We start from the raw sequence: 23,052 nt of genomic DNA, 5'->3' as shown, positions 1-23,052 counted from the left end.
CCACGTCTAGATGGGCTCTACCCCAAACCGACAGCAGAAGTCCCCTTGTCGGATCTGGGCGGGTCGCTGGCTTCCATGAGCCGACTGGTCCGAGGAGTCCGTGCAGGTTCACTGTCCCCCCGACACCGCATTTACTACAGCGACGCCGGGCAGTCTGCTGTGTAGCCGCTCATGCATGCACGACGCCTGGTCTGTGGTGGCGGTGAAGGTGTCGAGGGAACTGTTTCTGACACGAATCGTCTGGTCATCAACCATTACCCTCGCCTCTTCTTTCCACGAGTTGGGCTTCCACCTTTCTTCGCGTGCCGCCGTTCTGCCCGGTTTGTTGGCTGGTACTGGACGGCGGCGAGGTTGTTGCGGGTGGTCAGGGTGTTGGGGTGATCGGCACCCAGGACCCGCTCGCTGTCGGCGAGGGTCCGCTCCAGCAGCGAGATCGCCTCGCGCACCCGCCCCGCCGCCTGGTAGGCGCTGGCGAGGTTGTTGCGGGAGGTCAATGTGTCGGGGTGATCGGCACCCAGGACCCGCTCGCTGTCGGCGAGGGTCCGCTCCAGCAGCGAGATCGCCTCGCGCACCCGCCCCGCCACCTGGTAGGCGCTGGCGAGGTTGTTGCGGGAGGTCAATGTGTCGGGGTGATCGGCACCCAGGACCCGCTCGCTGTCGGCGAGGGTCCGCTCGTGCAGCGAGATCGCCTCGCGCACCCGCCCCGCCACCTGGTAGGCGCTGGCGAGGCTGCCGCGGGAGGTCAATGTGTCGGGGTGATCGGCACCCAGGACCCGCTCGAAGTCGGCGAGGGTCCGCTCCAGCAGCGAGATCGCCTCGCGCACCCGACCCGCCGCCTGGTAGGCGTTGGCGAGGCTGCCGCGGGAGGTCAGAGTGTTGGGGTGATCGGCACCCAGGACCCGCTCGCTGTCGGCGAGGTTCTGCTCGTGCAGCGGGATCGCCTCGCGCACCCGCCCCGCCGCCTGGTAGGCGTAGGCGAGGCTGCCGCGGGAGGTCAATGTGTCGGGGTGATCGAGACCGAGGACCCGGTCGAAGTCGGCGAGGTTCTGCTCCAGCAGCGGTATCGCCTCGCGCACCCGACCCTCCGACTGGTGGGCGCTGGCGAGGTTGTTGCGCGACCGCAGGGTGTCGCGGTGGTCGGCGCCGAGGGTCCGCTCGCGGTCGGCAAGGTTCTGCTCGTGCAGTGGGATCGCCTCGGATACCCGTCCCGCCGACTCGTAGGTCAAGGCGAGGTTGTTGCGGGTGGTCAGCGTGTCGGGGTGGTCGGCACCGAGGGTCCGCTCGCGGTCGGCGAGGTTCTGCTCGTGCAGTGGGATCGCTTCTGCTGTCCGGCCTGCGGACTTGTAGGCCTCTGCAAGATCGTTCCGGGACTCCAAGGTGCTGGAATGGTCGGCACCGAGCACCTGATCGAAGTCGATGAGGGCCTGATGATGGTAGGCCAGCGCGCTCACGTGCACGCCTTGGTCGAGCAGAAACCGCCCGGCGAGGCTGCGGATCTCCGCGACAAGTAGATCCGGGGTGGCGTCGCTATGGATGTAACTGGTGAGAGCGGCGATGTGCGGCACCAATGCGCGCCAGATCGGCCAGGTGGCCGGATCCTCATGGTCGGGTAGGCAATTGCGTAATGTGCCGGTCGCGCTGGTGCGGGCCCGCTCGATCGCGGCAGGGTCGCGGTGCGGGTCGGTGGTGTCGGGGGTGCGGGCCACTGCTTGGACCAGTCGGTGGATCGACAGCCCGCTACCGCTGGGGTCGGGGGTGATCATGCTGTAGACCGCCAGCAGGCCGAGTGCGGCGTCGCTGGTCGCCGGATCGGTCGTGCTGCGGCAGAGGGTGAGGGGGATGTTGTCGGGTGCGTACCAGGCCAGGGTCCGTAGCAACTCCACCGCTGCGGGTTCGGTTTCGGCGATGCGGTCCAGGGTGACCCGCCAGATCCGGGCGATCGTGCGCTGCGGCTCGGTCCCTGCCGCGACCCGGTCGAAGGTAGGCCCGGGCTGGTCGATCAACAACTGCAGGTAGGCGCGTGGGGTGGTGAAGCGTGCCTGCGCCAGATACGCCCCGGCCTGCTGGACCGCCAGCGGCAGATACCCCAACGCCTCACACAACTCCGCGACACCATCGAGATCACGCGGGCCGCCCGCGGTGATCAACCCGGTCAACAAGCGCTGGGCTTCGTCGGAGGTGAGGACATCCAGTGAGATCACCACCGCGTCGGCCTGCCACGGCACCGAGAGACGACCGGTGATCAACACCCTGCCCGTCCGGGCCCGCGCCAATATGGCGGCGATGTCAGCGGGGTCTTCCACGTTGTCGAGGATCAGCAGCCACCCGGTATGGCTGGCCAGCCACTGCAACCCCCGCTCCGCCAGGTCCTCGACGGTCAGCGCCTCGGCCAGTGCGGGCTGCAGCCGGGCCGCGAACCCGGCCAACCCCTGCTCGACCCCTGCCGGGGAGTCCGCGCGGATCCACACGATCGGCGCGCACCCGTGCGGGCGGGTGCCGGCCCAGTAGGCGGCCAAGCTGGATTTGCCGACCCCGCCCAGACCGTGCACCGCAGCCACGACCACCGGCCCGCCAGCGGTGACCGCGGTATCCAGCTGATCGAGTTCGTTCTCGCGGCCGACGAACCATCCCGGCCACGACTCCAGATTATCGATCCCCGCGGGCGCCTCGACCTCGGCGATAGGTCGGTACGCCTCGACCGGCACCTGCATTACCCGCGTCTGGGTGATGAAATCGCGGCCGACCGCGACATCGGTGGCCGAAAGAACAGGATGGTGCGCGGTGGGTGTGGGCCCGGGTACCGCCGCGCCTACCGAGGGTCCGGCAGCTCCGAAGCGACCTGGACATCGGTCACCGAGAATTTCCCGGTCACCTTCACCTGATCGGCGATCACGCCACTGGCACCGGCGGCTTTGATACCGCGGATCTCGAGTTCCCCGGCCTCGACGCGGGTCAACTTCACACCCACGAGGTCGGCGGCCTTCGGGGAATGTTGCTCGATGACATGCCACAGCTGCTGTACCAGCGCGGTGAGTTCGGTATCGGTGTCGGCGCCGGCGGCGGTGAGTTCCTCGGCGAGCACCAGTTGCCGCGACTCCACCTGCGGGCGTGATTCGACGATCTCGACATCCACCGACGGATACTTGCGGGTCAGTACACCTTTCACCTTCTGATAGGCGTCGGTGACCGCCTGTTGCGCGGTCGCGGTCACCCCCGCCACCAGACCAGCCGACACTGCTGACGCGGCAGCTGTCGCTGCCGCCATGATCGTCGGATCCACCCCGCCGAACCTCCCACTCGGTTACCCGCTCGTTGCCGCCTGGTCGCGGCGGTCAATTGCACAACCTATCCGAACCCCTGTCTCAAAACGACATTCACCCACATGGACGCAATCGCTATAAATTCAAGCAGCACAACTTCTTTCACATCCTGGTCGGTCTCTCAGTTGGAGAGTCCCGCACCGTGACCCCGAAATTCGTCGACACACCCCAGCCCCCGCCCCGGCACATGACACCAAAGACCCCGCAGGGTCTAGCCTCCGATTCCCTGCCCTTATCGGCGGCCAGGATCGGCTGTGGGCGGTGTCGGCCGGTCGAGTCGCACTCGCGAGGAAGCTGTCCGGTCCAGAGGAGTCAACTGCAGCGATCTCTAGCCGTGGGGTGACGGCATCGGGATCTTTCTTCGCTCCGATATCGGTCGAGGTCGTCTGTCAGTACCTGTCGGTATCGTCGCCCTCGGCGCTATGGCTGTAGCGCCGAGGGCGATGGAGGGGAATCCCATGCTTGGTCTCGAGACTCGTACTCGGTTGTTCGGTGTCGCTGTTAGTGGGGCGGCAGCGGCGCTCGTGCTGGCCGCGCCTGGTGCGTCAGCGGACATCACCAACGGAAAAGTGACTGTCGCGGGCAACACTCACACTGTGGGGCAGACGTACGCCGTGTCGGCGACAGCTCTGCTTGCGGGCACCTCGGTGCGGTTCATCGACCGCAAGACTGGGAGTAACGCCGATATCACCGAAATCGGGATCGCGCCCGTAGGCCCGAATCTGGTCGCGACGATCGACTGGACACCGACTGCCACTGGATCGCGCAGTGTCATCGCCGAGCAACTCAACTTCAGCGGCGGTGTGTATTCGGTCATCGGGTCGGTCGTGGTCCCGGTCAGCTGAGAGCTGGCCTTCGCATAGTGAACGTGATGCCGGAAAGTTCAGTGCGGCAACGCAACGCTTTCCGGCGGTGCGTGCGGGCAAACCGGATCCGCTTGCACAGCATCGGTTGACAGCGGTGTATCCGCCGTCGAATAACCAGTAAGGGCCCCTGCCGAGACGATCCGGCAGGGCCCTTTCTGTGCAGTCGTCGACCACGGGCCGTGCAGGTGGATCTGGTCAGGCCGCGAGGCGAACAAGAAGACCACCTCGGCAGCTACCGCAGTGCGCTGCTCGGCGCGCTGTCAGCCGGTCGATTCGGCCGTAGACCGACACCACTGATCAACAGTCGGCTGCTTCGCGACGCAGGGACCCCGGGTGGGGAAGCAGAAGTTCTACCATTGAACTACATCGGCGTGCGTCCCACCGCACCACGAGGCGCCGATCGGGGGAGGGATCGAGATGGACAGTCTGGAAAGACGATTCGCGGACCTGCTCGAACATTTGAGGCTGCTCGACCTCGGCAAACTCACCATCGAGCACCTCGATGAACTCGAGCGCCACTACACCGCGCTGAACAACGAGCTACGAGCCACGGTCGCGGCGAACTCGGATCGTCATGACACGTTGAGCAACCTCAGCGTCCGGGCTCGCTCCCAGATCGTCGACACGCGTGCGAGGTTGTTGATCGCGCGTGAGACCGCCAGGATCGCGGCCCAACGCGAAGCACACGCGGCCCAGCACCCGACCGTGCTTGACCGCCCGGTCCGGCGCCGCGGCATCTCCCGCGGCCGGTAACAGCGCGCAGGTTCCTTCGCCGCGCAGTACCGCTCTTGTTTCTCTGTCAAGGTCGGTACCGCAGGTTGTCAGGCGGTGCGGCGGGGTGGGATGGAGGCCAGGGCGCGCATGGCGTCGGCGCGGGAGATGGGTTGGTCGTCGGACAGGGCGGCCAGTTCGATGGCGGCCCAGTCGCGGAGGAGTTCGGACCAGGTGACGCCGCGGGCTTCGGCTTCGGCGCGGATGCGTCGGTCCAGCTCCAGTGGCATGCGCAGGGACCGGACCACCATCACCTCCTCGGCGTCGGCTTCGGTGAGCACGGGTGGTGCTTCGGTGGCGGGGACCTCTTCCCAGGTCAGGTCGGGGTTGTCCATGAGGGCGTCGACCTGATCGGGTGTCGGTACCGGGTAGTGCTGTTGTTCGGTCATCGGCGGGTCTCCTCCCACTGTTGGAATTCGGCCAGTTCGGCGGGGGTCATGTCTCGTGCCGAGGCGATATGCCATTGCCAGGCCGACACCTGGTAGACGCCTACTTTCAGCGCTCTACCGGCGTTGGTGCGGCCCCATATGGTCAGGATGGACGCGCCGGTGCCGTCGCGGCCGCGGCGCGGCCAGCGTGGACGTTTCCCGGTCAGCACCTGCATCACCTCCCACGGCTGCATGCCGCGCAGACGATCCAGAGCCCATTCCGGCCAGTCGTAACCCACAACTAGGCATAATACGCGCGTCATACGCGCCAGTCGTGCAGGATGAGACCACCCAACCGACCAGACTGCGGGCGGGCAGTGCCGCACACCGGTGCTGTCCCGAGTCGATGCTTGGGACTATCCGATGAACCGTGGAGGAGCCTGATGTTGCGTCGTCGGCCCACTGTCGAGCAACTGCGTGCCAGCTTCGATCTCGAGCTCGCGAACTCGATAACGGGAGATGGTCCCCGCAGGGGATCGGGGCTTTGCTCGGAGGTGGACGACCTGATGTGGGAAATCGCCGACGCCCACCCCGACATCCCCCAGCACCTGATCGATGCGGCGCGTACAGAGTTCGAACGACAAGTGCAACGCCTGCAGAGCTACCGAGCAACCCCCGCCGCCGTCCGGGTCGAAGCCTCGAATTCCACCCCGACCGAGGAGAACCCGAGATGAGGTATCCCAAACCCACCGCCGAGGAAAAGCGGGCCATCTTCGATCACCAGCTCGCGAAGGCGATGTCGGGGCAGGGGCAGTGCATCGATCTGGGGTTTCCCGGCGACGTGGACGATCTACTGTGCGACATCATCGACGCCTACCCCGACATCCCCCAGCACCTGATCGACGCGGTACATGCCGAGTTCGAACACCCAGCGCAGACCTTGCGGGGCCCTCGAGCACGCCCGGTACCGCCCGACCCGGCAGACGAAGTGCGGGGATAAGCCCAGCCCACCCCAGGTAGGCAGCTGACTTTCCCCGCTGCATCTCGCGGTGGAACCGATTAGCGGCGACCGTGCGCTCCCGGGCCGCCGCTAATCGTCACCGGCGTATCTGTCGGTCGTCCCTGTCATCCTAGAGTTTCGATACCGGTCGGCTCGGGAGGACAGCAAGTGGTGAGGGTGGTCGCCGATCAGGCGCCGGGCGAGTTGTCGAGCGTGCAGATCGCGGCGTCGCCCATCCTGACCAGGTTCACCGCGGCCTTGGCCGACCGCGACGACCTCGCTGCCCGGTCCCGCGAAACCTACCGCGAACGCGTCGGCCACTACCTGAACTGGCTGCGCGACACCGGCGGCTTCGACGACGCCCTGCACTCGACCATCGGCCGTGACCGCGCGGTGGACGCCTACCTCGCCATCGCGGTCGCCGAACGCGGGATCGCCGGGCGCACCGTCAATCTCACCCTCACCGCGCGGTGACCGGTGAACACCTGGCCGGCGGCGGGCACGTGCAGGACCTGGACATCACCATCGTGTCCCGCACCCCCGCCACCGACTGAACCGCGCCCGGCTCTGCGAAATCCGGCCCCCCGGCGGCGGGAATCCGGGTGGCTGTCGGCACCGAATCATGGTCATGGGCGATCGGGGGAATGTCGTGGAGTTGTGGCCGAAACCGGTAGGCACCAACGACCGGTGGAAGGCCGCGCAGTTACGGATCACGCTGCAACTGGTCTACGGCCGCCCCAGCGAATACCGGCGCGCTCGCCGCCGGATCCGGGCGGGCAACGCCACCAACGGCTGAGACGTTCAGGCCGCGACGTCGAACAGCGTCAGCTCGACGGAAGCAGCGGCACGCAGTTCGGCACGTTCCCGGATCGCGCATGTCGGCCCGATACCCTCGGCGACCGAACGCGGCGAGAGCAGGCAGCCGTGGCAACGGCGGCAGTGCGCGACCAACCGCACCTCGGGGCGGTCATCGACGGCGGCCATCTGTTTCTCCCTCTGGCCAGACAGCTGTTGAACCGCAGTGTCACACAAGGTACCGACACCGCCGCCGGATCTCTCCACGGGAACGAGGCGGCGCGGGTCCACCGGAGACGGGTGTCTACTTCCTCGATCTGGACCACCAGGTGCGCAGCAAGGCGTCGAGTACGGTCGCGGCGTCGCGGCGTCGCGGCGTCGCTTCGCGTCCGGGTGTAGGACGGCATAGATTCCGGCGAGCATCAGGAGCAGTGCCCGCAGACCCACGGCGGCCGCGACCGTCCACCCGAGGACCGCGCCGTCGACCTGGGCGGGCAGCTCGGTCAGCATCGCGCACCGTTACCCGTGCGGAGCAGCGGTATTGAATTGCTGACCTTGTAAGCGAAAGGTCGTCGGTTCAATCGATCGCGTTGTGCACTGGTTCATCATCGTTAGATGAGGTCTTGCTATTCGAGGATGTCGAGCCACGACCACGGCTGGGCAGGGGTGTGCTCCTGCGGCTCCCCGCCAAAGCGAAACGCCTCTCGATCAGGCGCAACCTTTAGGAACTGATCGAACATGCCCGCTGCAGGTAGTCGAGTGGAGAGCTTCTCGACCTGTTCGTGTGCCCCGACCTCCCCCAACTCGGTCAGCAACTGCGCCACCCAGGACCGGTCGGCGAGGGTCGTGTGTGCGGCGGGATCGCGGTCCAGTAGCGCCTGTACCTGTTCGTGTAGCCCAGCGTCCTGCAACTCGGTCAGCAGCCACGCCACACCACCTGGGTCAGCAAGGGCGACCTGCGCGATGGGATCGCGGGCCAGCAGAACCTGCACCTGATCATGTGCCCCGACCTCCCCCAACTCGCCCAGCAGACAGGCCACACCACCTGGGTCAGCAAGGGCGGCGTGCGTTGCGGGGTCGCGGGCCAGCAGCACCCGTACCTGATCATGCGCCCCGACCTCGCGAAACTCGGCTAACAGCCCGGCCACGCCGAACGGGTCGTCGAGCGTGGCGTGCGTTGCGGGGTCGCGGGCCAGCAGAACCTGCACCTGTTCCTGTGCCCCGGCCTCGCCCAATCGGTGCAGCAGCCCCCTCACTTGGTCTGGGTCGGTGAGAGTGATGTTCGTCGAGGGATCGCGGGCCAGCAGGATCCGTACCTGATCATGCGCCCCGACCTCTCGCAATTCGCGCAACAGCCAGGTCACCCCGGTTGATTCATCGAGCGTGGCGTGCGTTGCGGGGTCGCGGGCCAGCAGAACCTGTACCTGATCGTGCGCCTCGGTCCTTCGCAGCTCGCGCAATAGCCATGCGACCCTGACCGGGTCGCTGAGAACAGCGTGTGCGGCGGCGCGCTCGGCCAACGCCCGCACCTGTTCAGGTGTCCCGGTCTCCCGCAATTCGGCCAGCAGCCAGGCCACCCCGAGCGGGTTGTCAAGGGTGGCGTGCGCGGCGGGGTCGCGGGCCAGCAGAACCTGTATCTGTTCGTGCGCTCCAGTCTTCTGTAACCCGCCCAAGACCCGAGCCACATTGCCTGGGTCGCTAAGAGCGGCGTGCGTGGCAGGGTCGCGGGCCAGTAGCGCCTGTATCTGTTCGTGCGCTCCGATCTCCCACAACTTCTCCAGCAGCCCAGCCACCCCACCTGAGTCGAGGGCTGTGTGTGCGACTGCCCAGGCGGCAGGTTGCGGGTCGTCAGGAAACAGGGTGTTCATAGCGGTGACGAGTGCTTGGGCGGAGCGTGGGTGGCCATGGCGGGTGGCGTTCTTCCACAGTTGGGCGGCGTCGCGGTAGATCCCGCGGTCCCAGGCAGCTTGGGCGAGGGTGTGCTGGTGGGTGTGGTGGGCGTGGGCGGCGGCTTCCCATAACCCGATCGGCGGGATCAGATGAGGGCGGGTGCGTCGGCCGTGCTGATCGAGGTAGTCGGCCAGTTGATACACCGGCTCCCCTTCAGCATCACCGACACGGTCCCGCCGCTCCCGCCCACTGCGTGCGCCCGGGGGACGAGAGCGGATAGGAGTGATCGGGCCGCGTGCTCCCTTACACGATCGGCTGGTCTCGGCCAGGGCGGCCTCGAACCAGTTCTGTTCCAAACAATCCCAGGTAGCGTCGCTGAGATAGCCGGCGGCGGCATCGCGCAGCAGCGTGAACGGCAACACGTTGGGATGCCCCATCCGCACCGCGTCCATCGCCGCCTCGATCACCGCCCGCCCCGTCGCGCTCGCCTCCTTGTCGTAGAAGTGGATCAGTTCCGGCCCACCGGCCAGATACTGGGTGATCTGCCCGTCCTCGGCCCGCCTGCATGCCAGTTTCAGCCGCAGATCCCCGTCTGCAGCGGCACGCATCGCGGTCAGATCGGCACCGGTAAATCTCGCAGGTACCTTGATCACGGCCGGATCGAACAGTTTGCGGGTCGCCGAGCCGGGATCGTTGCACAAGGTGCTGTAGTGCTCGTGCCACAAGCTGCCCAGTATCAGTACCGGCGCCCGTCGGGGATCGGCAAGGACCATGCGCAACTGCTCGGCCAGACGGCCGCGTTCCTGCTCGCTCGCGGGCAGGAAGTAGCGTTGGGTCTCGTTGAGCCACACCACCGTTCGCGGCCCGACGCGTTCCAATTGTTCGCTCAGTTCCGCGCGGCGAGACGACGATGGATGCCACAACCGCCACCCACTCCGCCCACGCAGCCGGTCCAGTGCCTCCCACAACGCGCGGGTCTTGCCGGTCGAGGAATCCCCGAGCAGGACCGCGATCCCGCTGTTCCCTTCCAGTGCCAGCTCTACCACTGCGGCCAGACGATCATCGTGGGCGCGGCCGATGTAGGGCGGCAACATCTCCATTCCGCCACTGACGTCGGTGACGGTGATCGGTTCGTGCACTTCCAGCGCGAATGGATCCCGCACCTGGGTCAGCCATACCCCTGACCGGTCCCGGGAGTCATCACCGACCCGGGTGTGTGCAGCCTTCCACGTTCGCAGTGACCCGGGCTCTGTGATGCCCCAGGCCTGCAGGACCGGAGCCAGGTTCGCCCACTGCGGGAAGGTCTTGCCGTGCACCCAGTCGTGGATCGTGTTGTGGGAGGCCGTGACTCCGACAGCCACTGCAAGTTTCTGGTAGCTGATGGCGGCGCCGGTGTGGAGCGCCCGCAGTGCCTGCTGCAAGTCTTCCCGGGTGTGGATGTCGTGCGGGTCTGTCACCACCACTCCCTCCTTTTCCTCGGGCCATGTTCGGTGTTGTTCGGCAGACTATGCTCGCCCCGGTCCGCCAACCTCGGCTTGGGCGCGATCTGCCCGCACCGGATGCACCGAATCCGACGATCGAGCCACGCTGACCAGCATGATTACCGAGATCCTCGCCAGCATCGCCGTCATCGTGCTTATCCTGCAGCACGCCGCCCGAATCCCCGCCGCGCTCACCGAACTCCTGAATGCCTGTCAGCCGCTCGTCCACGCCGCCTACGCCCTCGCTGCCACCCTCGACACAGCTGACGCCGACCCCCGCGATCCCATCCCGCCGACCCCCGATCAGCATCAGGCCCCGACCGGACCGCCTGATGCCTCTTCCAGCTAGCACAATTGGATGGTCCCGGCCAAGGTGTGGAAGCGAATTCCGCTGCCGCCGATGGGGTCTTGGAAGACCCACCACCAGCACCGACCTGATACCGCCTACTTCCTCTCATTCACACACTCTGTGTGCCTTCCTCCGCTACTCTGCTCACCGCGCTTCTACTGTCCCTAATATGGTCTCTACCTGCACGTTTCACTATGTTGATTTTGAAATGAGCACACTGTTTGCATTTAGGGTGTTAAGCAGGATGATGCTGAGGACGCCGCGCCGTTCGGCCAAGGCGCATGAGGAGGGGACCCCACGGTGAGCGATGCGCACGAGCAGATGAAGCGACTTCGAGTACAACGCGATCAGGAAGCTGGAGCCAAGGCCGCTCAAGCGACGAAAGCACAGCAGCAGAGAGAAGCCGACGAGATCAGGCAGGCCGAGATCTTGAGCGAACTCGTCATGATTCTTCGTGCTGAAGGCCGTGTTCCCTCATGCCCGCTCTACGAAGACGGCGGTATCGTTCGCAGCCGAGTACTCAAGATCATGAAAGGGCACAACTTCCGATTCATCGGCATGGTGTGGAACCTCGCAGCTGGCTGGGGCAATGTTGAGTTCTTCCCGACCTTTCCTGCACTCACGGCTGAGCAGGAACTCATTTCCGTCAGCCGGGAGGCGATGCAGTCCGATTATCGCCAGCCGCCACCCCGAGCCCTCGACCATGGTCCGGGCGTCATCATCCAACAGCAACGACGGGACGACCGCTTCGTCCACGTGCACGTCCCGGCGGGGAATCGGGCAGGTGGCGATGTTCGGCTGGTCGACCTCGACAGAGAAGGACTCGCTGGTTACTACCTCGGAGCGGTCGACAGCAATCCACGACGGATTTGAGTCCCGAGCACGGCGTCGTATCCTCCTCGAGGCGATGCCTAGTGGGCCGTATTTGAAGTTCTTCGGCGGTCGGCCTTGGCCAAGATCTGCTCTGCGGTCTTGGTCCAGACGAAGGGCTTCGCTCTAGGGTTCCAGCCGTTGATGAACTCACGGATCTTGGTCGTCAGCTCGCGGACGTTTCGGAAGGTGCCGCGGTGGATGGCTTGGCGTTCGATGATGCCGAACCACACCTCGACCAAGTTCATCCACGACGCCGAGGTCGGGGTGAAATGCACTCGGATACGTGGGTTCTCGGCGAGCCAGGCGCGGACCTCGGCCTTCTTGTGGGCGGCGTAGTTGTCCATCACCAGGTGCAGCTCACGGTCGGGATAGGCGCGGGCGACGTGGCGCAGGAAAGCGAGGAATTCCTGGTGGCGGTGCCGGGGTTTACAAACGCCGGTCACCTTGCCGGTAGCGATTTCCAGGGCCGCGAACAGGGTCGTGGTGCCGTTGCGGACGTAGTCGTGGGTTTGACGTTCAGGCAGGCCGATCTGCATCGGCAACGTCGGTGCGGTCCGGTCGAGGGCCTGGATCTGGGACTTCTCGTCCACGCAGAGCACGATCGCGTTCTCTGGCGGGTTCAGGTAGAGCCCGACGATGTCGGTGACTTTGCCGGCCAGTTCCGGATCGGTGGAGAACTTGAACGTCTCGGCTCGCCACGGTTGGACCCCGTACTCGCTCCATACCTTCGACACGGTCCCGTGCGCGATACCGAGGTGATCGGCCAGCAGGCGTGAACTCCAGTGTGTGACACCGTATTTGCGTGGCGGTGGGGTCAAGGTGGTGGTGATCAGTTTGTCCCGGTCCAGAGTCCGCGGACGTCCTGAACGGTGCTCGTCGTGCAGGCCGTCGATCCCGTGCGTCTGGTAGCGGGATCGCCAGTTGATCACGGTCTGGCGCGAGATATCGAACCGGCGAGCGATCTCGGCGTGGGCCACACCGTCGGCGGCCAGGGTGATGATCCGGGCTCGTAGAACGAGTCCGGACTTCATCGTCGTGGACCGGATCCAGGCTTGCAGGATCTCTCGGTCACCGTCACGCAACACCAGAGGGGCAGCTCGCACGTACCGATTCAACCAGATCGCTTACTGCCCAACTACTTTGGAATCAACCCACTAGTGTCGCGCGTCAGGCATTGTGGCAGGGCCCGCTGTTTGCGGGTTTGACCAGTGAGAGAGTCTGAATCATGGCGAAACCGTCGGCTGTTGCGGCCGAGGAGAAGGCGAGGATCGTGTTGTCGGTCCTGGCTGGTGAGTTGACCGTGGCCGAGGCGGCCCGGCGGGCGAAGGTGTCCGAACAGTCGGTGGGCAACTGGAAACGGCAGTTCCTCGAGGCGGGCCGTGCCGGTTTGACAGCCGGCAAGTCCGGGTCCTCGACCCGAGAGCAGCAGCTCGAAGCCGAGATCGCTGATCTGACCCAGGCGTTGGGACAGGCGCATCTGGCGACGCCGGTGTGGAAGAAGTCCGCGCAGGGCCGGTTGGGCCCTTCGAGGACCTCGAGGTGATCCGCGTCGAGGCGGGCATGCCGACCACGAGGTTCTGTGCGGTGGTCGGTGTGCCCGAACGGACGTGGCGCCGTAAGCAGGCCCGCGCCCGAGCAGGGGTCCCGGCTATCGGAGCGTGGCCTCGCCCCCGTACGGGAGAAGGCCCGTGAGGCGGTGCGCCGGCACGCGTTGGCGCATCCGGCGTGGGGACACCGCAAGGTGTCGGCGATGTGCCGCTACGACGGGCACCGGGTGTCGCAGGCCACGGTGCTGCGGTGCCTGCGTGAGGAGGGCCTGCTGCTGCCGGCGGCGTATCAGCGGGAGCGCCGCCGGCTCGCCGCCCGCCGCAAGGCCGTGTTCGCTGTCGAGCCGAACGGACCGAATCAGGTGTGGCAGTTGGATTTGCGCGAGTTCGAGACCGCCGCCGGCGGGACGTGGAGGATCGCCGGATGCCGGGACTACTGGTCGAAATATGAGTATCCCTGGCATGTGTCGCCGACGGCGAACCAGCACGACGCGATCACCGCGATCGAGCTCGCCCTCGCCGACTACGAGCAGAGGTTCGGGCACCCGCTGTCCGCGACGGTCGGCCGCGACGCCGAGAGCGTCCCGGTGCCCACGGTGACGATCGTGACCGACAACGGCGGCCCTTTCCGTTCGTTCCGTTTCGAGGCGTTCATCGCCGCGCACCCCGAACTGCGCCACGTCCGCACCCGGGTCAGGTCACCGGGCCAGAACGGTTCGCGTGAACGCGGTTTCGGTTCGTTGAAGTACGAGCGGCTGTTCCTCGAGGAGATCGACGACGTCCTGGACCTGGTGGAGCACGCCGATGCCTACCGAGTCGAGTACAACACGCTCCGCCCGCACGAGGCCATCTCCTGGAACCAGCTCCTGGCCGTCCACCTCGGCACCGCCGACCCCTTGACCCCCAACTTTCCCGAGACCGAAAACCTGCCGACTACTTGACGCGGGACAGCCGCGACAGCACGGACGACTTCTCTGATCTCGTCCACTGTCACGCCAGGATCAGCCATGACCTCACGAACGATCTCCGCGACAGCCCCACGACGCTCGTGTGACGACAAGAACGGCAACAGCGCGACACGTAGCGACATGGCGCAGTCGACCGTCGCGCTTCTCGCTCTAGCGCACACCGATCACCGCAACCACGATGCGCAAACCAGCGACAGTGACGCTGATAAACACCCCCTCCCGGTGATCGAACCCGTCAACGACCGGTTTTAAGCCTCGACCGGCAACGCTTTCCAACCTGTGACGATCCGACCGACGGTGTGATGTCGTAGGGGTCGGTTAGGGTGGACAGGTCGTACACGTTTCGTCACATCTCACACACAGCGCCAGGCAACGCTCTGGCATGCCGGGTGGGGCCGTCCATGGAGGTCGTGATCGCGCTGATGCCGGTCGAAGAAGAGGTGCCCGGCACCGTTGACCCCGCGCCACCGATCCTGTGGATGAAGATCTGCGACCCCGACACGGTGGTTCCGATCCCCCCGGCCGGAACCGACATACGCGTGTTGATCCCCGCCGACCCGAGATTCGCCAGACTGCGGGAATCTCTTCTCGCACAGCGGATCCCCTACCGCGCAGTACGATACCTGCGCGAGCAAGAGCTCATCAACGATCTGAATCCACCACGGCGACTGAGCGTCACGATAGCCATCGCCGGTCGCAGCGCGCGATCGTCGCACCCGTTGACCGGGCCCGCGGCCCAAGCCGCACGCGACGGGTTCGACCTTATGTGGCACGACCACGCCGACACCGAGGCCGGTCCGATGCGCTCGGTTCGCGCCGAAACGGTCGTTCCTGCGGAGTGGGTGCGTTTTCTTCCCTATCCGGTCATGAATCCCGCACAGGCCGAGGCGATTCCACGCATCATCCACGATGACGACCATCTGATCGTCGTCGCTCCGACCGGTGCCGGCAAGACCGTCATCGGAATGGTCGGGGTCCTGCGCACGGTCCTCGAGCAGGGTAAGAAGGCGGCATGGCTGGTACCTCAGCGCTCGCTCACCGAGGAACTCAACCGCGAGCTCGACAGCTGGCGCAGTCGAGGACTGCGTGTCGAACGGTTGTCCGGAGAACATCGCGTCGACGCCGAACGGATTCGGGCTGCGGATCTGTGGGTCACCACGACCGAGAAGTTCGAAGCCCTCAGCAGGACCGCGTCCATGCGCGAGGCCCTCGCCGAGGTCGGATGCCTCGTCGTCGACGAGATCCACCTGTTGGGCGACGGTTCTCGCGGGTCGTTCCTCGAGGCGATCCTGGCGCGCGTACGCGACGACGGATCCCGAGTCCGCATCGTCGGCTTGTCCGCGACGGTCGCCAACGTCGATCAGTTGGCGTCCTGGCTTCAGGCCAGCACGGTGCGCGTGCGATGGCGACCCACCCGATTGACCTGGCAGCTGCCGATGGTGGCCGACCACGCCGACTGGGGCGTCACCGAAGCTGCCAAGATCCGCGTGACCGCAGCGATCGTCGATGCCGTGTCCAAGGGCGAGGGCAGTGTCCTGGTGTTCTGCGGCAGCAAACGCAGCGTCCGGCGCACCGCGCTGATCATCGCCGCCAACCGCGGCGTGAACGTGTTCGACGTGGACCCCGACGACGCCGACGCCGTGCACGCCGCATGTCAGGCCGCCCGCATAGGCCTGCACTACAAGGGCTGGGAACACAAGCGCGAGGCCGAAAACGGTTTCCGCGCGCGCGAGTTGGACGTTCTCGTCGCGACCTCCACTGTCGCGGCGGGCGTGAACCTGCCGGCGCGTGCCGTGGTGGTCCAAGACACCGAGGTCGGCATGAAACCGATCGATGTCGCGACCGTGCAACAGATGTTCGGCCGAGCCGGACGCTTGGGCGCCGGCGAACGTCAAGGGTGGGCGTTTCTTTTGGTGAACGAAACCGAGCGCGCGATCTGGCAACGCCAACTCCTAGCGGGATTTCGCGTCGACTCCCAAATCCACTCGAGTGTGGCCGAACATGTCCTGGCAGAAGCGATCCAACACCGCATCGGCTCGGTCGCCGACGCCCACAGATGGTGGAAAAACACCCTGTCCTACCATCAGGGCAGCCACGACATTACACCGCTGCGCCAGGCCGTCGGATTTCTCCTCGACACGGAATTCCTTCGCCGAGTCCCCACCGGCGAGGGCGACGACGGATTTCTCGCCACCGAGCTCGGTATGGTGACCGGTCGATTGATGGTGTCCCCCACCGTCTGCCACGACCTTCGCGAGCACCTGTCCTCGATCGATCTTCCCGAATCGGCCGAGGACGCCGAGCGCCTTCTCATCGACGCCCTGGCCACGCAGGTCCCGAAACTCTCCCACGCCGCGGTGAGTGAGGCGATCAAACCCCATGTACTCCATTTGAAATGGGCACGAGGAATCGTGAGCCGCGACCATGGCGCGTTCAACGACCAGCAGCCCCACGACCTCACGACCGCGGCGTACGGTCCCGGCGACCTGGCTCGCGCGGCGATGCTCGCGGTCGCGAACTCTCCCGCCGCCTTTCGCGCCGACGCCCGCACCATCGGCGGAGTCCCCTATTCGACGATGTCGCCGGTGCTCGAGGAAGCCCCTCGATACCTGCACTGGCTGGGATGCCAGGGATTCCTCGCCACCGTCCATCCGTGGGTCGCGATCGTCGCCGCCGATCTGGGCCGACGCATCCGATGGCGTCGAGTTCAGCCGCCTCGCGGCGCGGGTCGATTGCTGTGGATGTGCGAACAGATGGCCACGGCGGCCTACGCCGAGGAGATCGTCCTGGACCTGTGGACCGCAGCCACCACTCGCGGCTTGGCGGGTCCGGACTGGAGTGAAACCGGACGCCCACGGGGGTGCCAGCTCGATCCCGCCGAATACGCGACGCTGCTCAGGGACCGCACCACCGGAAGCGTGCTCACCGACAACGACGGCACCGTCACAGCACGCAGCACCACGGCGGCCACACTCGTCACCTGGTCGGGATCGAACTTTCGCGCCGTCTCGGCACCTCACGGCCAGGACGCGACCACCACGACGCCGTCCGCGGACCAGGACAGACGAGGCGCGGCGCTGTTCACCCGCCGCGGTGACTACCGCTCGACCGGGTGGCTCAGCGACTATCACCTCCTGCGACCGCATCAGACCAGCGATCCGGTACCGGCGCCACCGTGACCCACACCATCCGCCGCCGACGCCTCCTCGCCCATCGCTCACGACGGGTGACTTCACCACATCGGCTTTGACGTCGACCGTTCACCCGACGTGCACATGCGCATCCTGATCCGCCTGATCGCCCACTGGGTGGGCCCGCCCCGGCGCGCCAACCGCGTCCGCAGGACCTGCGTGATGTCCACAGGGGCCTGCTCTCCATCTCGCCGCGACTCTGATCTCCGGCCGGGGCGAAGTGGATCTCGAGACTTGCGCGCTGTTCGCGGCGCAGCGCGCCACTGAATCCGATGACGACCGACGCGATATCGCGACGCGCCACGATCTGGGCGACCCAACCGTGCGCGTCGTCGGCGATAGCGGTCACCAGGCTCTGCAGGTCGGCGGTGCCCAAGGGCACCGCCTGGCGGGGACGTTCCTCCGGCTTCGACCCGACGGCGGAGAACATCAGGCAAAGTCTGGATCACCACGGGATCGGTACCCGGGTGCTGGTAACCCTGGGCGCTGTGACGGTCGCCGATAGCCGCCAGCCACGCCCCGAAAGTCGAGCTCTTGTCTACCGCGCCCCAAAGGCGCTAGCAGGAGTGCCACCCTTCGAGCCGAAATGGATGTCATGACCGAGTCTGTGAGCGACCCACGCTCTGCTTCCGGCCTACAGGAACCGATCCAGACGACGTCGATTCGTCCGGTTCGGGTTATGCCAGATCGCGAAGATCGGTCAATTTCGTCCAGCGGTGATGTAGTAGTACATGGGATCGATCATGTCGATGAGCTGTTCGATTTCGGTGTCAGTGAAACGATCGCGGCGGCTGATAGTGATCAGGACGAGGTCGTTGATCGCTTCGGCGATGGTGTCGAATTCGCTGATGGGTGGCGCGGCTGCACTATCGGTCACACTGCGCGACGAGTTTGCCCTCTTTAGGTCGGTGCTAGCGTGGGCTGCCCTGGTGCGGAGAATGCCGCTGGCGCCGCGTGGGCTCGCCGAAGCCGTGTGGTCGTAGAACTGGATCGCGGCTTGGAACAGCGCCGCAGGGTGCGGGTGGACAAGGGAGTGGCCGATGCTCTTGCATTTGGCCGGCTCGCTCACCGTTTCCTCGGGCTCGGCCAGCGACCGCGCTTTCACGATCAGATAACGCGCGACCAGGATGTCTCGGAAGGTGCCGTATTCGGCGGTTCGGAGCAGATCGATCGCCGCCTGTTCGTAGGCTTCTCCGGTCGAGCGGATCCGGTCTAATTCGTCGGTCGAGTCGTGGAGATCGAAACGGCGACTGAGATCGTTGAGGCGCAGTAGCGCCCGGACGTTGCCTTCGTGGCGGTGCCGTTCAGTCGTGGTTGCGGGAAAGCAAGCCAACAACTTTCGAGTTTGGTGGTCGATGTCGTCACCGAAGATGGTGGTGTACAGCTGCCGATGTTCGGGATGGGTAGCGTAGGCCATGTGGATTCGGCGTAGCCCGACGATCACGTCGGCGAGTTCGTGTGCTCGGAGAGAGTCTTGCGGCTCCCGGGTGATGCTCGGGGTGGGGCCGCACAGCTCGATCAGCGTTGTGGCGATCATGTGGTGCGCGCGCATCTCACGGTCTGGGTCTTCTTCGGCGAGAGCGCGGGCGTGCTCGGCGTGGAATCGCGCCAGTTCGTGGTGTAGCCGCCAGCCGAGGGCGGCGGCGAAGCCCATCTCGGTTTCCTTGATGGACCGGATGCGGCTCAACCCTGTGGGCTCGTAGTCGAGTTTCCGACACAACGCCATCTCGGCGGCTGCCGCCGCGCGTGTGCAGCGTATCCCCATCATGGAATCCAGTCGGACGACCGGATCGACCAAGGCGATTCCCCGGCGTGCCCAGTCGCGGGCCGCGACGACCGGTTGCTGATCGCCGCGGCGTCGATGTTGCAGGTGGCGTTCGGCCAGCTCGGCTGCCCAGAACAGCATGTCGGAGTGCTCATCGCTGGTCGACGCGTGCTCGAACTGCGCTTCCAGACGAACGATGTCGTAGTGGCGGGCAGAGAACCGCGCCTCGAATCGTTGCGCATCGACCCTGTCGTTCTGCATGCCGATGTGTTCGCCGCGCGCCGCGATGGCTGCGATCTGCTCGGGGACCGGCCGGTTGTCGGCTGTCAAGTTCTCGATGACCGCAGCGACCAGAGCGTCGAAGGACTTGAAGTGTTTCCACATGGTGGCTTTCGGGATCGGGCCCTCCGTGCCGTCGCGTCGAACATACCCTCGGGCATTGGCGCACACGTCGGCGAGAGTGAGCCGCTCGATCGGGTTGCCCGGGCGGGGCGCGGCGATCCTGTCCATAAGCACCTGCTCGGCGGCGGCCACGATCATCGCCCTGGTGTGCTGTTCGAGCGCGCGGCCGGCTCGCGCCTGGTAGCTCGAGGCGCCGCGGTGCATTGCTGTAGACGACACGGCCTTCAGTCTATTGCAGTACACATAGTTGTGCACTCGTTTATTACGGCTAATGTCGGCCATGAGGGTGAAACCGGCAACCCGTACGAGGGAGGACTCATCGGTGGAGACGACGGGGGCGAAACTTGCTCTGCTGCAACAGCATTTGGCGGCAGCGCGCGAACCTACAGGGGCGGCGGGCATCGCCAAGCGCGCTGCGAAGAACATTCGCAGCCCGCGTGAGCGTATCGAAATGCTGTTGGATCCAGGTAGTTTCATCGAGGTCGGGGCGCTCGTGCGCCAACCTGGACATATCGATGCCCTCTACGGTGACGGCGTGGTCACCGGCCGGGGCACGGTCGATGGGCGTCCGGTCATGGTGATCTCGCACGATCAGACGGTGTACGGCGGCTCGATCGGGGAGATGTTCGGGCGCAAGGTCGCGGCGGCGATGGATTTGGCGGCCGACGTCGGGTGCCCGTTCGTTGCGATCAACGACTCCGGCGGCGCCCGAGTACAGGACACGGCGACCTCGCTGGCCTGGTACGCGGCACTGAGTCGTCGTCAACTACGCATGTCCGGCGCGGTGCCACAGGTGTCTTTGATGCTGGGCAAATGCGCTGCGGGAGCAGTCTATTCACCGATCAACACCGATGTGCTGATAGCGACCGAATCCGCCTACATGTTCGTGACCGGTCCCGATATCATTCAGGAGACCACAGGTGAGGAGGTCACCCTCGAAGAGCTCGGTAGCGCGTTCAACCAGGCCCAGAACGGCAACATCCACCACATCGCTGTCGACGAGCGCGCGGCATTCGCTTGGGCGCGCGACTATCTGAGCTTCATGCCGTCCAACTGCTTCGACCAGGCACCGGTGGTGAATCCTGGTCTCGAACCCGCGCTCACCGACAGCGATCGCGAGTTGAATTCGATCATTCCCGATTCCGATCGAGCCGGCTACGACATGTACGACATCCTGGCCAGGATCTTCGACGACGGCGACTTCCACGAGGTCGGTGATGCCGCCGCCCGCAACATGATCACCGGCTTCGCGCGCGTCGATGGCCGCAGCGTCGGTGTGGTCGCCAATCAGCCACTGGTGGCCAGCGGGGCGATCGACGCCCGGTGCTCGGACAAGGCGGCGCATTTCATCCGACTCTGCGACGCCTTCGGACTCCCGCTGGTCTTCATCGTCGATACTCCGGGTGTGCTGCCCGGCGTCGAGGAGGAGAAGATCGGCGTCATCAAGCGCGGTGGCCGATTCTTCTACGCCGTCACCGAAGCCACGGTGCCGATCGTCACTGTCATCGTGCGCAAAGCCTACGGTGGCGCCTACGCCGTCATGGGATCCAAACAACTCGGTGGTGACATCAACCTCGCGTGGCCCACCGCGCGCATCGCCGTGATGGGCGCCGAGGCCGCAGTCAGCCTGACCCAGCGCCGCCAACTCGCCGCCGTCCCGGAAGACGAGCGGCCCGCCCTACGCCAGCAGATGATCGACTTCTACAACGCCACCATGGCCACCCCCTGGACTGCCGCCGAACGCGGCTACATCGACACGGTCATCGAACCGGCCCACACCCGACTGGAAATCCGCAAGGCGCTGCGTCTGCTCCGTGACAAAACCGTGTCGCACGCTCCCCGCAAGCACCATCTCATGCCGCTCTAGTGCTCGACTGGTCCGGACATCCGGTCCGCCTAGTGTCGGAACGGACGCCGACGCCGGACCAGTGCGACCAAGGCACCCTCCACCTCGAATGGGGTAGGGTGCCCGTGGGGCGTGGCGCTGAAAGCAACTGGGCCACAACGACTATCAAGATGAATTGCCGAAGGGACGCACCGATGTCCAAACCCACAGCGCCACGCTCATCCGATCCTCCCGCTACGCGGCCGGTCATACGGTCGATGCCCAGCCCTCGGGTGCTGCGTCGCATGATGAACGTGTATCCGCCGTTCCTGGGTTCCGGAATCCACGTCACTCATGTCGCGCAGGACTGGACACGAGTGGAGGTCACCCACCGCATTCGCCCATGGAACCGCAACCCGAACCAGGCGGCCTACGGCGGCACGCTCTACGCGATGACAGACCCATTCTTCGGGATGATGGCAGGCGGTCAGCTCGGCGCCGGGTATCGCATCTGGACCAGTGGCGCGAGCATCGAGTTCGTCGCACCGGGCCGCGAATCGGTGACCGCCACGATGTCGCTCTCCCCCGAGGAGGCGGCCGCGATCCGTGCCGCTACCGACCACGGCAACAAGTCGATCACCTCGCACAGCACTGAAATCATCTCCAGCGCAAACGTTCTCGTCGCACGAGTCACTCAGCAGCTATTCGTGCGCCGCGCCGCGTAAGGGGCCTGCCACGATCCTGCCCACCGCCGGAATTCGGACCGCGCCTGGCCGATGACCTGGTCGGTCAGCGGGGAGCATCGAGCGCGCCGGCAAAATGCGTGGAAGGCCACGCAGTTGCCGATCGACCGCGTAGCGGCTCAGCGCGCGCACGCGAGCGTTCTCGCCGAGTCGCCGCCTACGCGCGGAGTCGTCAAGGCCCTGCAGAGCGGCGATACAGGCGCTGATATCGGGCCGGGTCGTCGAGGAGTAGTCCATTGTGATCGTGTTCGATTTGCGCGGAGATGCCACCGCCCCGGCTCGCGAGGACCGGTTTGGCGCGCATAATGGCTTCGGTTACGGTGAGACCGAAGCCTTCCTGCAAGCTCCTCTGCACGATGATGTCCGCCGCCGACTGGGCCCAGTCACCGGCAGTGCGCCAGTTCGCTACTCTCACTGTCGGATTAGGCGACGGTGCCCACAACTAGTCCATGGAAGCGGTCGTGTGTCCGCGCGTGCGCGCAGAACGCGCGCATGACTCCGCCAATGTCCTTCAGAAGGTCCCAGCGGGGAATCTGAACCGCGCACAGCGAGTTCGCCGTGATCCCCGTCGGGTCGCCGGTGTCTCGCTCGACGATGGTTGAGACAGGTCCCGGGTAACGAATAGCGCACGCGGCGGTTGCGAGGGTGGCGCTCTTGGCGGAGCTGGGATCGATGGCGGGCAGTGCGGTGCGGCTGTTGCAGACCAGCTGCGGGGGTGCGTATTCGTTGAGGTAGAAGATGCAGCGGTCGGCGTGGCTGAGCGAGGGGCGGACAGCGATAGTACTGGTCGGCCAGCTCTTTGCGCAGACGGCTGCCGACGTGACCGTGCCATATCACCGGGTGGCCGGCTGCCGCGAGGGGTGCCGCAAGCAGCGCGGTTTGGGTGTCATGCAGTACC

The 23,052-nt window shown here is 65.7% G+C and carries 22 protein-coding genes; 13 read left to right on the top strand and 9 right to left on the bottom strand.

The genetic code is table 11. The features are described from left to right. Window positions 1–254 precede the first annotated feature (254 nt). Together OG225_RS07030 and OG225_RS07025 are read right to left on the bottom strand one after the other, a co-directional pair. A complete protein-coding gene (locus tag OG225_RS07030) occupies window positions 255–2,711 on the bottom strand; it encodes a tetratricopeptide repeat protein (RefSeq protein ID WP_405180919.1) in 2,457 nt (818 codons plus the stop codon). A 98-nt stretch (window positions 2,712–2,809) separates the two neighbouring features. After that, window positions 2,810–3,280: a hypothetical protein gene (locus OG225_RS07025; RefSeq protein WP_405180918.1), complete on the bottom strand. Its 471-nt coding sequence runs from the start codon at window positions 3,278–3,280 to the stop codon at window positions 2,810–2,812. Window positions 3,281–3,916: 636 nt separating this feature from the next. On the opposite strand from OG225_RS07025, the gene OG225_RS07020 reads away from it, so the two are divergent. Together OG225_RS07020 and OG225_RS07015 are read left to right on the top strand one after the other, a co-directional pair. Continuing rightward, window positions 3,917–4,165, top strand: a complete 249-nt coding sequence (locus OG225_RS07020; RefSeq protein ID WP_405180917.1) for a hypothetical protein — start codon at window positions 3,917–3,919, stop codon at window positions 4,163–4,165. A gap of 438 nt (window positions 4,166–4,603) precedes the next feature. Further along, entirely contained in the window at window positions 4,604–4,939 is a 336-nt protein-coding gene (locus tag OG225_RS07015; RefSeq protein WP_405180916.1) for a hypothetical protein, read from the top strand. Between the two features lie 68 nt (window positions 4,940–5,007). Here OG225_RS07015 and OG225_RS07010 read toward each other — a convergent pair whose 3' ends face one another. Further along, window positions 5,008–5,346: a hypothetical protein gene (locus tag OG225_RS07010; RefSeq protein WP_405180915.1), complete on the bottom strand. Its 339-nt coding sequence runs from the start codon at window positions 5,344–5,346 to the stop codon at window positions 5,008–5,010. Next, on the bottom strand, window positions 5,343–5,624 hold the full coding sequence (locus OG225_RS07005) for a hypothetical protein (protein ID WP_405180914.1): 282 nt from the start codon (window positions 5,622–5,624) through the stop codon (window positions 5,343–5,345). The genes OG225_RS07010 and OG225_RS07005 overlap by 4 nt, the downstream gene beginning before the upstream one ends. Window positions 5,625–5,768: 144 nt before the next feature. On the opposite strand from OG225_RS07005, the gene OG225_RS07000 reads away from it, so the two are divergent. The 4 genes from OG225_RS07000 (at window position 5,769) to OG225_RS06985 (ending at window position 7,121) form a co-directional block, all read left to right on the top strand. After that, entirely contained in the window at window positions 5,769–6,059 is a 291-nt protein-coding gene (locus OG225_RS07000; protein WP_405180913.1) for a hypothetical protein, read from the top strand. Beyond that, window positions 6,056–6,325, top strand: a complete 270-nt coding sequence (locus OG225_RS06995; RefSeq protein ID WP_405180912.1) for a hypothetical protein — start codon at window positions 6,056–6,058, stop codon at window positions 6,323–6,325. Before OG225_RS07000 ends, OG225_RS06995 begins: the two co-directional genes overlap by 4 nt. Before the next feature lie 168 nt (window positions 6,326–6,493). Continuing rightward, entirely contained in the window at window positions 6,494–6,799 is a 306-nt protein-coding gene (locus tag OG225_RS06990; protein WP_405180911.1) for a hypothetical protein, read from the top strand. 154 nt (window positions 6,800–6,953) lie between these two features. Then, window positions 6,954–7,121, top strand: a complete 168-nt coding sequence (locus tag OG225_RS06985) for a hypothetical protein (RefSeq protein ID WP_405180910.1) — start codon at window positions 6,954–6,956, stop codon at window positions 7,119–7,121. 5 nt (window positions 7,122–7,126) lie between these two features. Here OG225_RS06985 and OG225_RS06980 read toward each other — a convergent pair whose 3' ends face one another. Both OG225_RS06980 and OG225_RS06975 read right to left on the bottom strand, forming a co-directional pair. Beyond that, complete coding sequence (locus tag OG225_RS06980) at window positions 7,127–7,309, bottom strand: DUF6011 domain-containing protein (protein WP_405180909.1); 183 nt, start codon at window positions 7,307–7,309, stop codon at window positions 7,127–7,129. A gap of 437 nt (window positions 7,310–7,746) precedes the next feature. Then, window positions 7,747–10,431, bottom strand: a complete 2,685-nt coding sequence (locus OG225_RS06975; RefSeq protein ID WP_405180908.1) for a hypothetical protein — start codon at window positions 10,429–10,431, stop codon at window positions 7,747–7,749. 175 nt (window positions 10,432–10,606) lie between these two features. On the opposite strand from OG225_RS06975, the gene OG225_RS06970 reads away from it, so the two are divergent. Further along, on the top strand, window positions 10,607–10,840 hold the full coding sequence (locus OG225_RS06970; RefSeq protein WP_405180907.1) for a hypothetical protein: 234 nt from the start codon (window positions 10,607–10,609) through the stop codon (window positions 10,838–10,840). 300 nt (window positions 10,841–11,140) lie between these two features. Beyond that, the gene (locus OG225_RS06965) at window positions 11,141–11,713 is read left to right on the top strand and encodes a hypothetical protein (protein WP_405180906.1); all 573 of its coding nucleotides are present in this window, start codon (window positions 11,141–11,143) and stop codon (window positions 11,711–11,713) included. A gap of 38 nt (window positions 11,714–11,751) precedes the next feature. On the opposite strand, the gene OG225_RS06960 is transcribed toward OG225_RS06965, so the two are convergent. Further along, the gene (locus OG225_RS06960; protein WP_405180905.1) at window positions 11,752–12,816 is read right to left on the bottom strand and encodes an IS630 family transposase; all 1,065 of its coding nucleotides are present in this window, start codon (window positions 12,814–12,816) and stop codon (window positions 11,752–11,754) included. Window positions 12,817–12,938: 122 nt separating this feature from the next. On the opposite strand from OG225_RS06960, the gene OG225_RS06955 reads away from it, so the two are divergent. The 3 genes from OG225_RS06955 to OG225_RS06945 all read left to right on the top strand — a co-directional run bounded on the left by OG225_RS06955 (window position 12,939) and on the right by OG225_RS06945 (window position 17,407). Next, window positions 12,939–13,256, top strand: a complete 318-nt coding sequence (locus OG225_RS06955; protein ID WP_405180904.1) for a transposase — start codon at window positions 12,939–12,941, stop codon at window positions 13,254–13,256. A 153-nt stretch (window positions 13,257–13,409) separates the two neighbouring features. Continuing rightward, complete coding sequence (locus OG225_RS06950; RefSeq protein WP_405180903.1) at window positions 13,410–14,201, top strand: transposase; 792 nt, start codon at window positions 13,410–13,412, stop codon at window positions 14,199–14,201. A 428-nt stretch (window positions 14,202–14,629) separates the two neighbouring features. Continuing rightward, on the top strand, window positions 14,630–17,407 hold the full coding sequence (locus tag OG225_RS06945) for a DEAD/DEAH box helicase (RefSeq protein WP_405180902.1): 2,778 nt from the start codon (window positions 14,630–14,632) through the stop codon (window positions 17,405–17,407). Between the two features lie 712 nt (window positions 17,408–18,119). Here OG225_RS06945 and OG225_RS06940 read toward each other — a convergent pair. Beyond that, entirely contained in the window at window positions 18,120–20,012 is a 1,893-nt protein-coding gene (locus tag OG225_RS06940) for a hypothetical protein (RefSeq protein ID WP_405183531.1), read from the bottom strand. On the opposite strand from OG225_RS06940, the gene OG225_RS06935 reads away from it, so the two are divergent. Both OG225_RS06935 and OG225_RS06930 read left to right on the top strand, forming a co-directional pair. Continuing rightward, window positions 19,909–21,453 (top strand): acyl-CoA carboxylase subunit beta, encoded by a 1,545-nt coding sequence (locus OG225_RS06935; protein ID WP_405180901.1) that lies wholly within the window; start codon window positions 19,909–19,911, stop codon window positions 21,451–21,453. The genes OG225_RS06940 and OG225_RS06935 overlap by 104 nt on opposite strands. Window positions 21,454–21,602: 149 nt before the next feature. Next, on the top strand, window positions 21,603–22,136 hold the full coding sequence (locus OG225_RS06930) for a DUF4442 domain-containing protein (RefSeq protein ID WP_405180900.1): 534 nt from the start codon (window positions 21,603–21,605) through the stop codon (window positions 22,134–22,136). Between the two features lie 190 nt (window positions 22,137–22,326). On the opposite strand, the gene OG225_RS06925 is transcribed toward OG225_RS06930, so the two are convergent. After that, window positions 22,327–22,569: a glycosyltransferase gene (locus OG225_RS06925; protein WP_405180899.1), complete on the bottom strand. Its 243-nt coding sequence runs from the start codon at window positions 22,567–22,569 to the stop codon at window positions 22,327–22,329. Between the last annotated feature and the right edge of the window lie 483 nt (window positions 22,570–23,052).

Origin of the sequence: Nocardia sp. NBC_01377 (genome assembly GCF_045040005.1) — a bacterium.
Taxonomy (GTDB): Bacteria; Actinomycetota; Actinomycetes; order Mycobacteriales; family Mycobacteriaceae; genus Nocardia; species Nocardia noduli.
This window is presented reverse-complemented; position numbering and strand designations above follow the sequence as displayed.

Bases quoted from the DNA above. Each gene is read 5' to 3' on its own strand.
- OG225_RS07030 (WP_405180919.1), bottom strand. From the start codon at position 2,711: ATGCAGGTGCCGGTCGAGGCGTACCGACCTATCGCCGAGGTCGAGGCG.
- OG225_RS07015 (WP_405180916.1), top strand. From the start codon at position 4,604: ATGGACAGTCTGGAAAGACGATTCGCGGACCTGCTCGAACATTTGAGG.
- OG225_RS07010 (WP_405180915.1), bottom strand. From the start codon at position 5,346: ATGACCGAACAACAGCACTACCCGGTACCGACACCCGATCAGGTCGAC.
- OG225_RS07000 (WP_405180913.1), top strand. From the start codon at position 5,769: ATGTTGCGTCGTCGGCCCACTGTCGAGCAACTGCGTGCCAGCTTCGAT.
- OG225_RS06995 (WP_405180912.1), top strand. From the start codon at position 6,056: ATGAGGTATCCCAAACCCACCGCCGAGGAAAAGCGGGCCATCTTCGAT.
- OG225_RS06985 (WP_405180910.1), top strand. From the start codon at position 6,954: ATGGGCGATCGGGGGAATGTCGTGGAGTTGTGGCCGAAACCGGTAGGC.
- OG225_RS06980 (WP_405180909.1), bottom strand. From the start codon at position 7,309: ATGGCCGCCGTCGATGACCGCCCCGAGGTGCGGTTGGTCGCGCACTGC.
- OG225_RS06970 (WP_405180907.1), top strand. From the start codon at position 10,607: ATGATTACCGAGATCCTCGCCAGCATCGCCGTCATCGTGCTTATCCTG.
- OG225_RS06955 (WP_405180904.1), top strand. From the start codon at position 12,939: ATGGCGAAACCGTCGGCTGTTGCGGCCGAGGAGAAGGCGAGGATCGTG.
- OG225_RS06945 (WP_405180902.1), top strand. From the start codon at position 14,630: ATGGAGGTCGTGATCGCGCTGATGCCGGTCGAAGAAGAGGTGCCCGGC.
- OG225_RS06940 (WP_405183531.1), bottom strand. From the start codon at position 20,012: ATGTTCTTCGCAGCGCGCTTGGCGATGCCCGCCGCCCCTGTAGGTTCG.
- OG225_RS06930 (WP_405180900.1), top strand. From the start codon at position 21,603: ATGAATTGCCGAAGGGACGCACCGATGTCCAAACCCACAGCGCCACGC.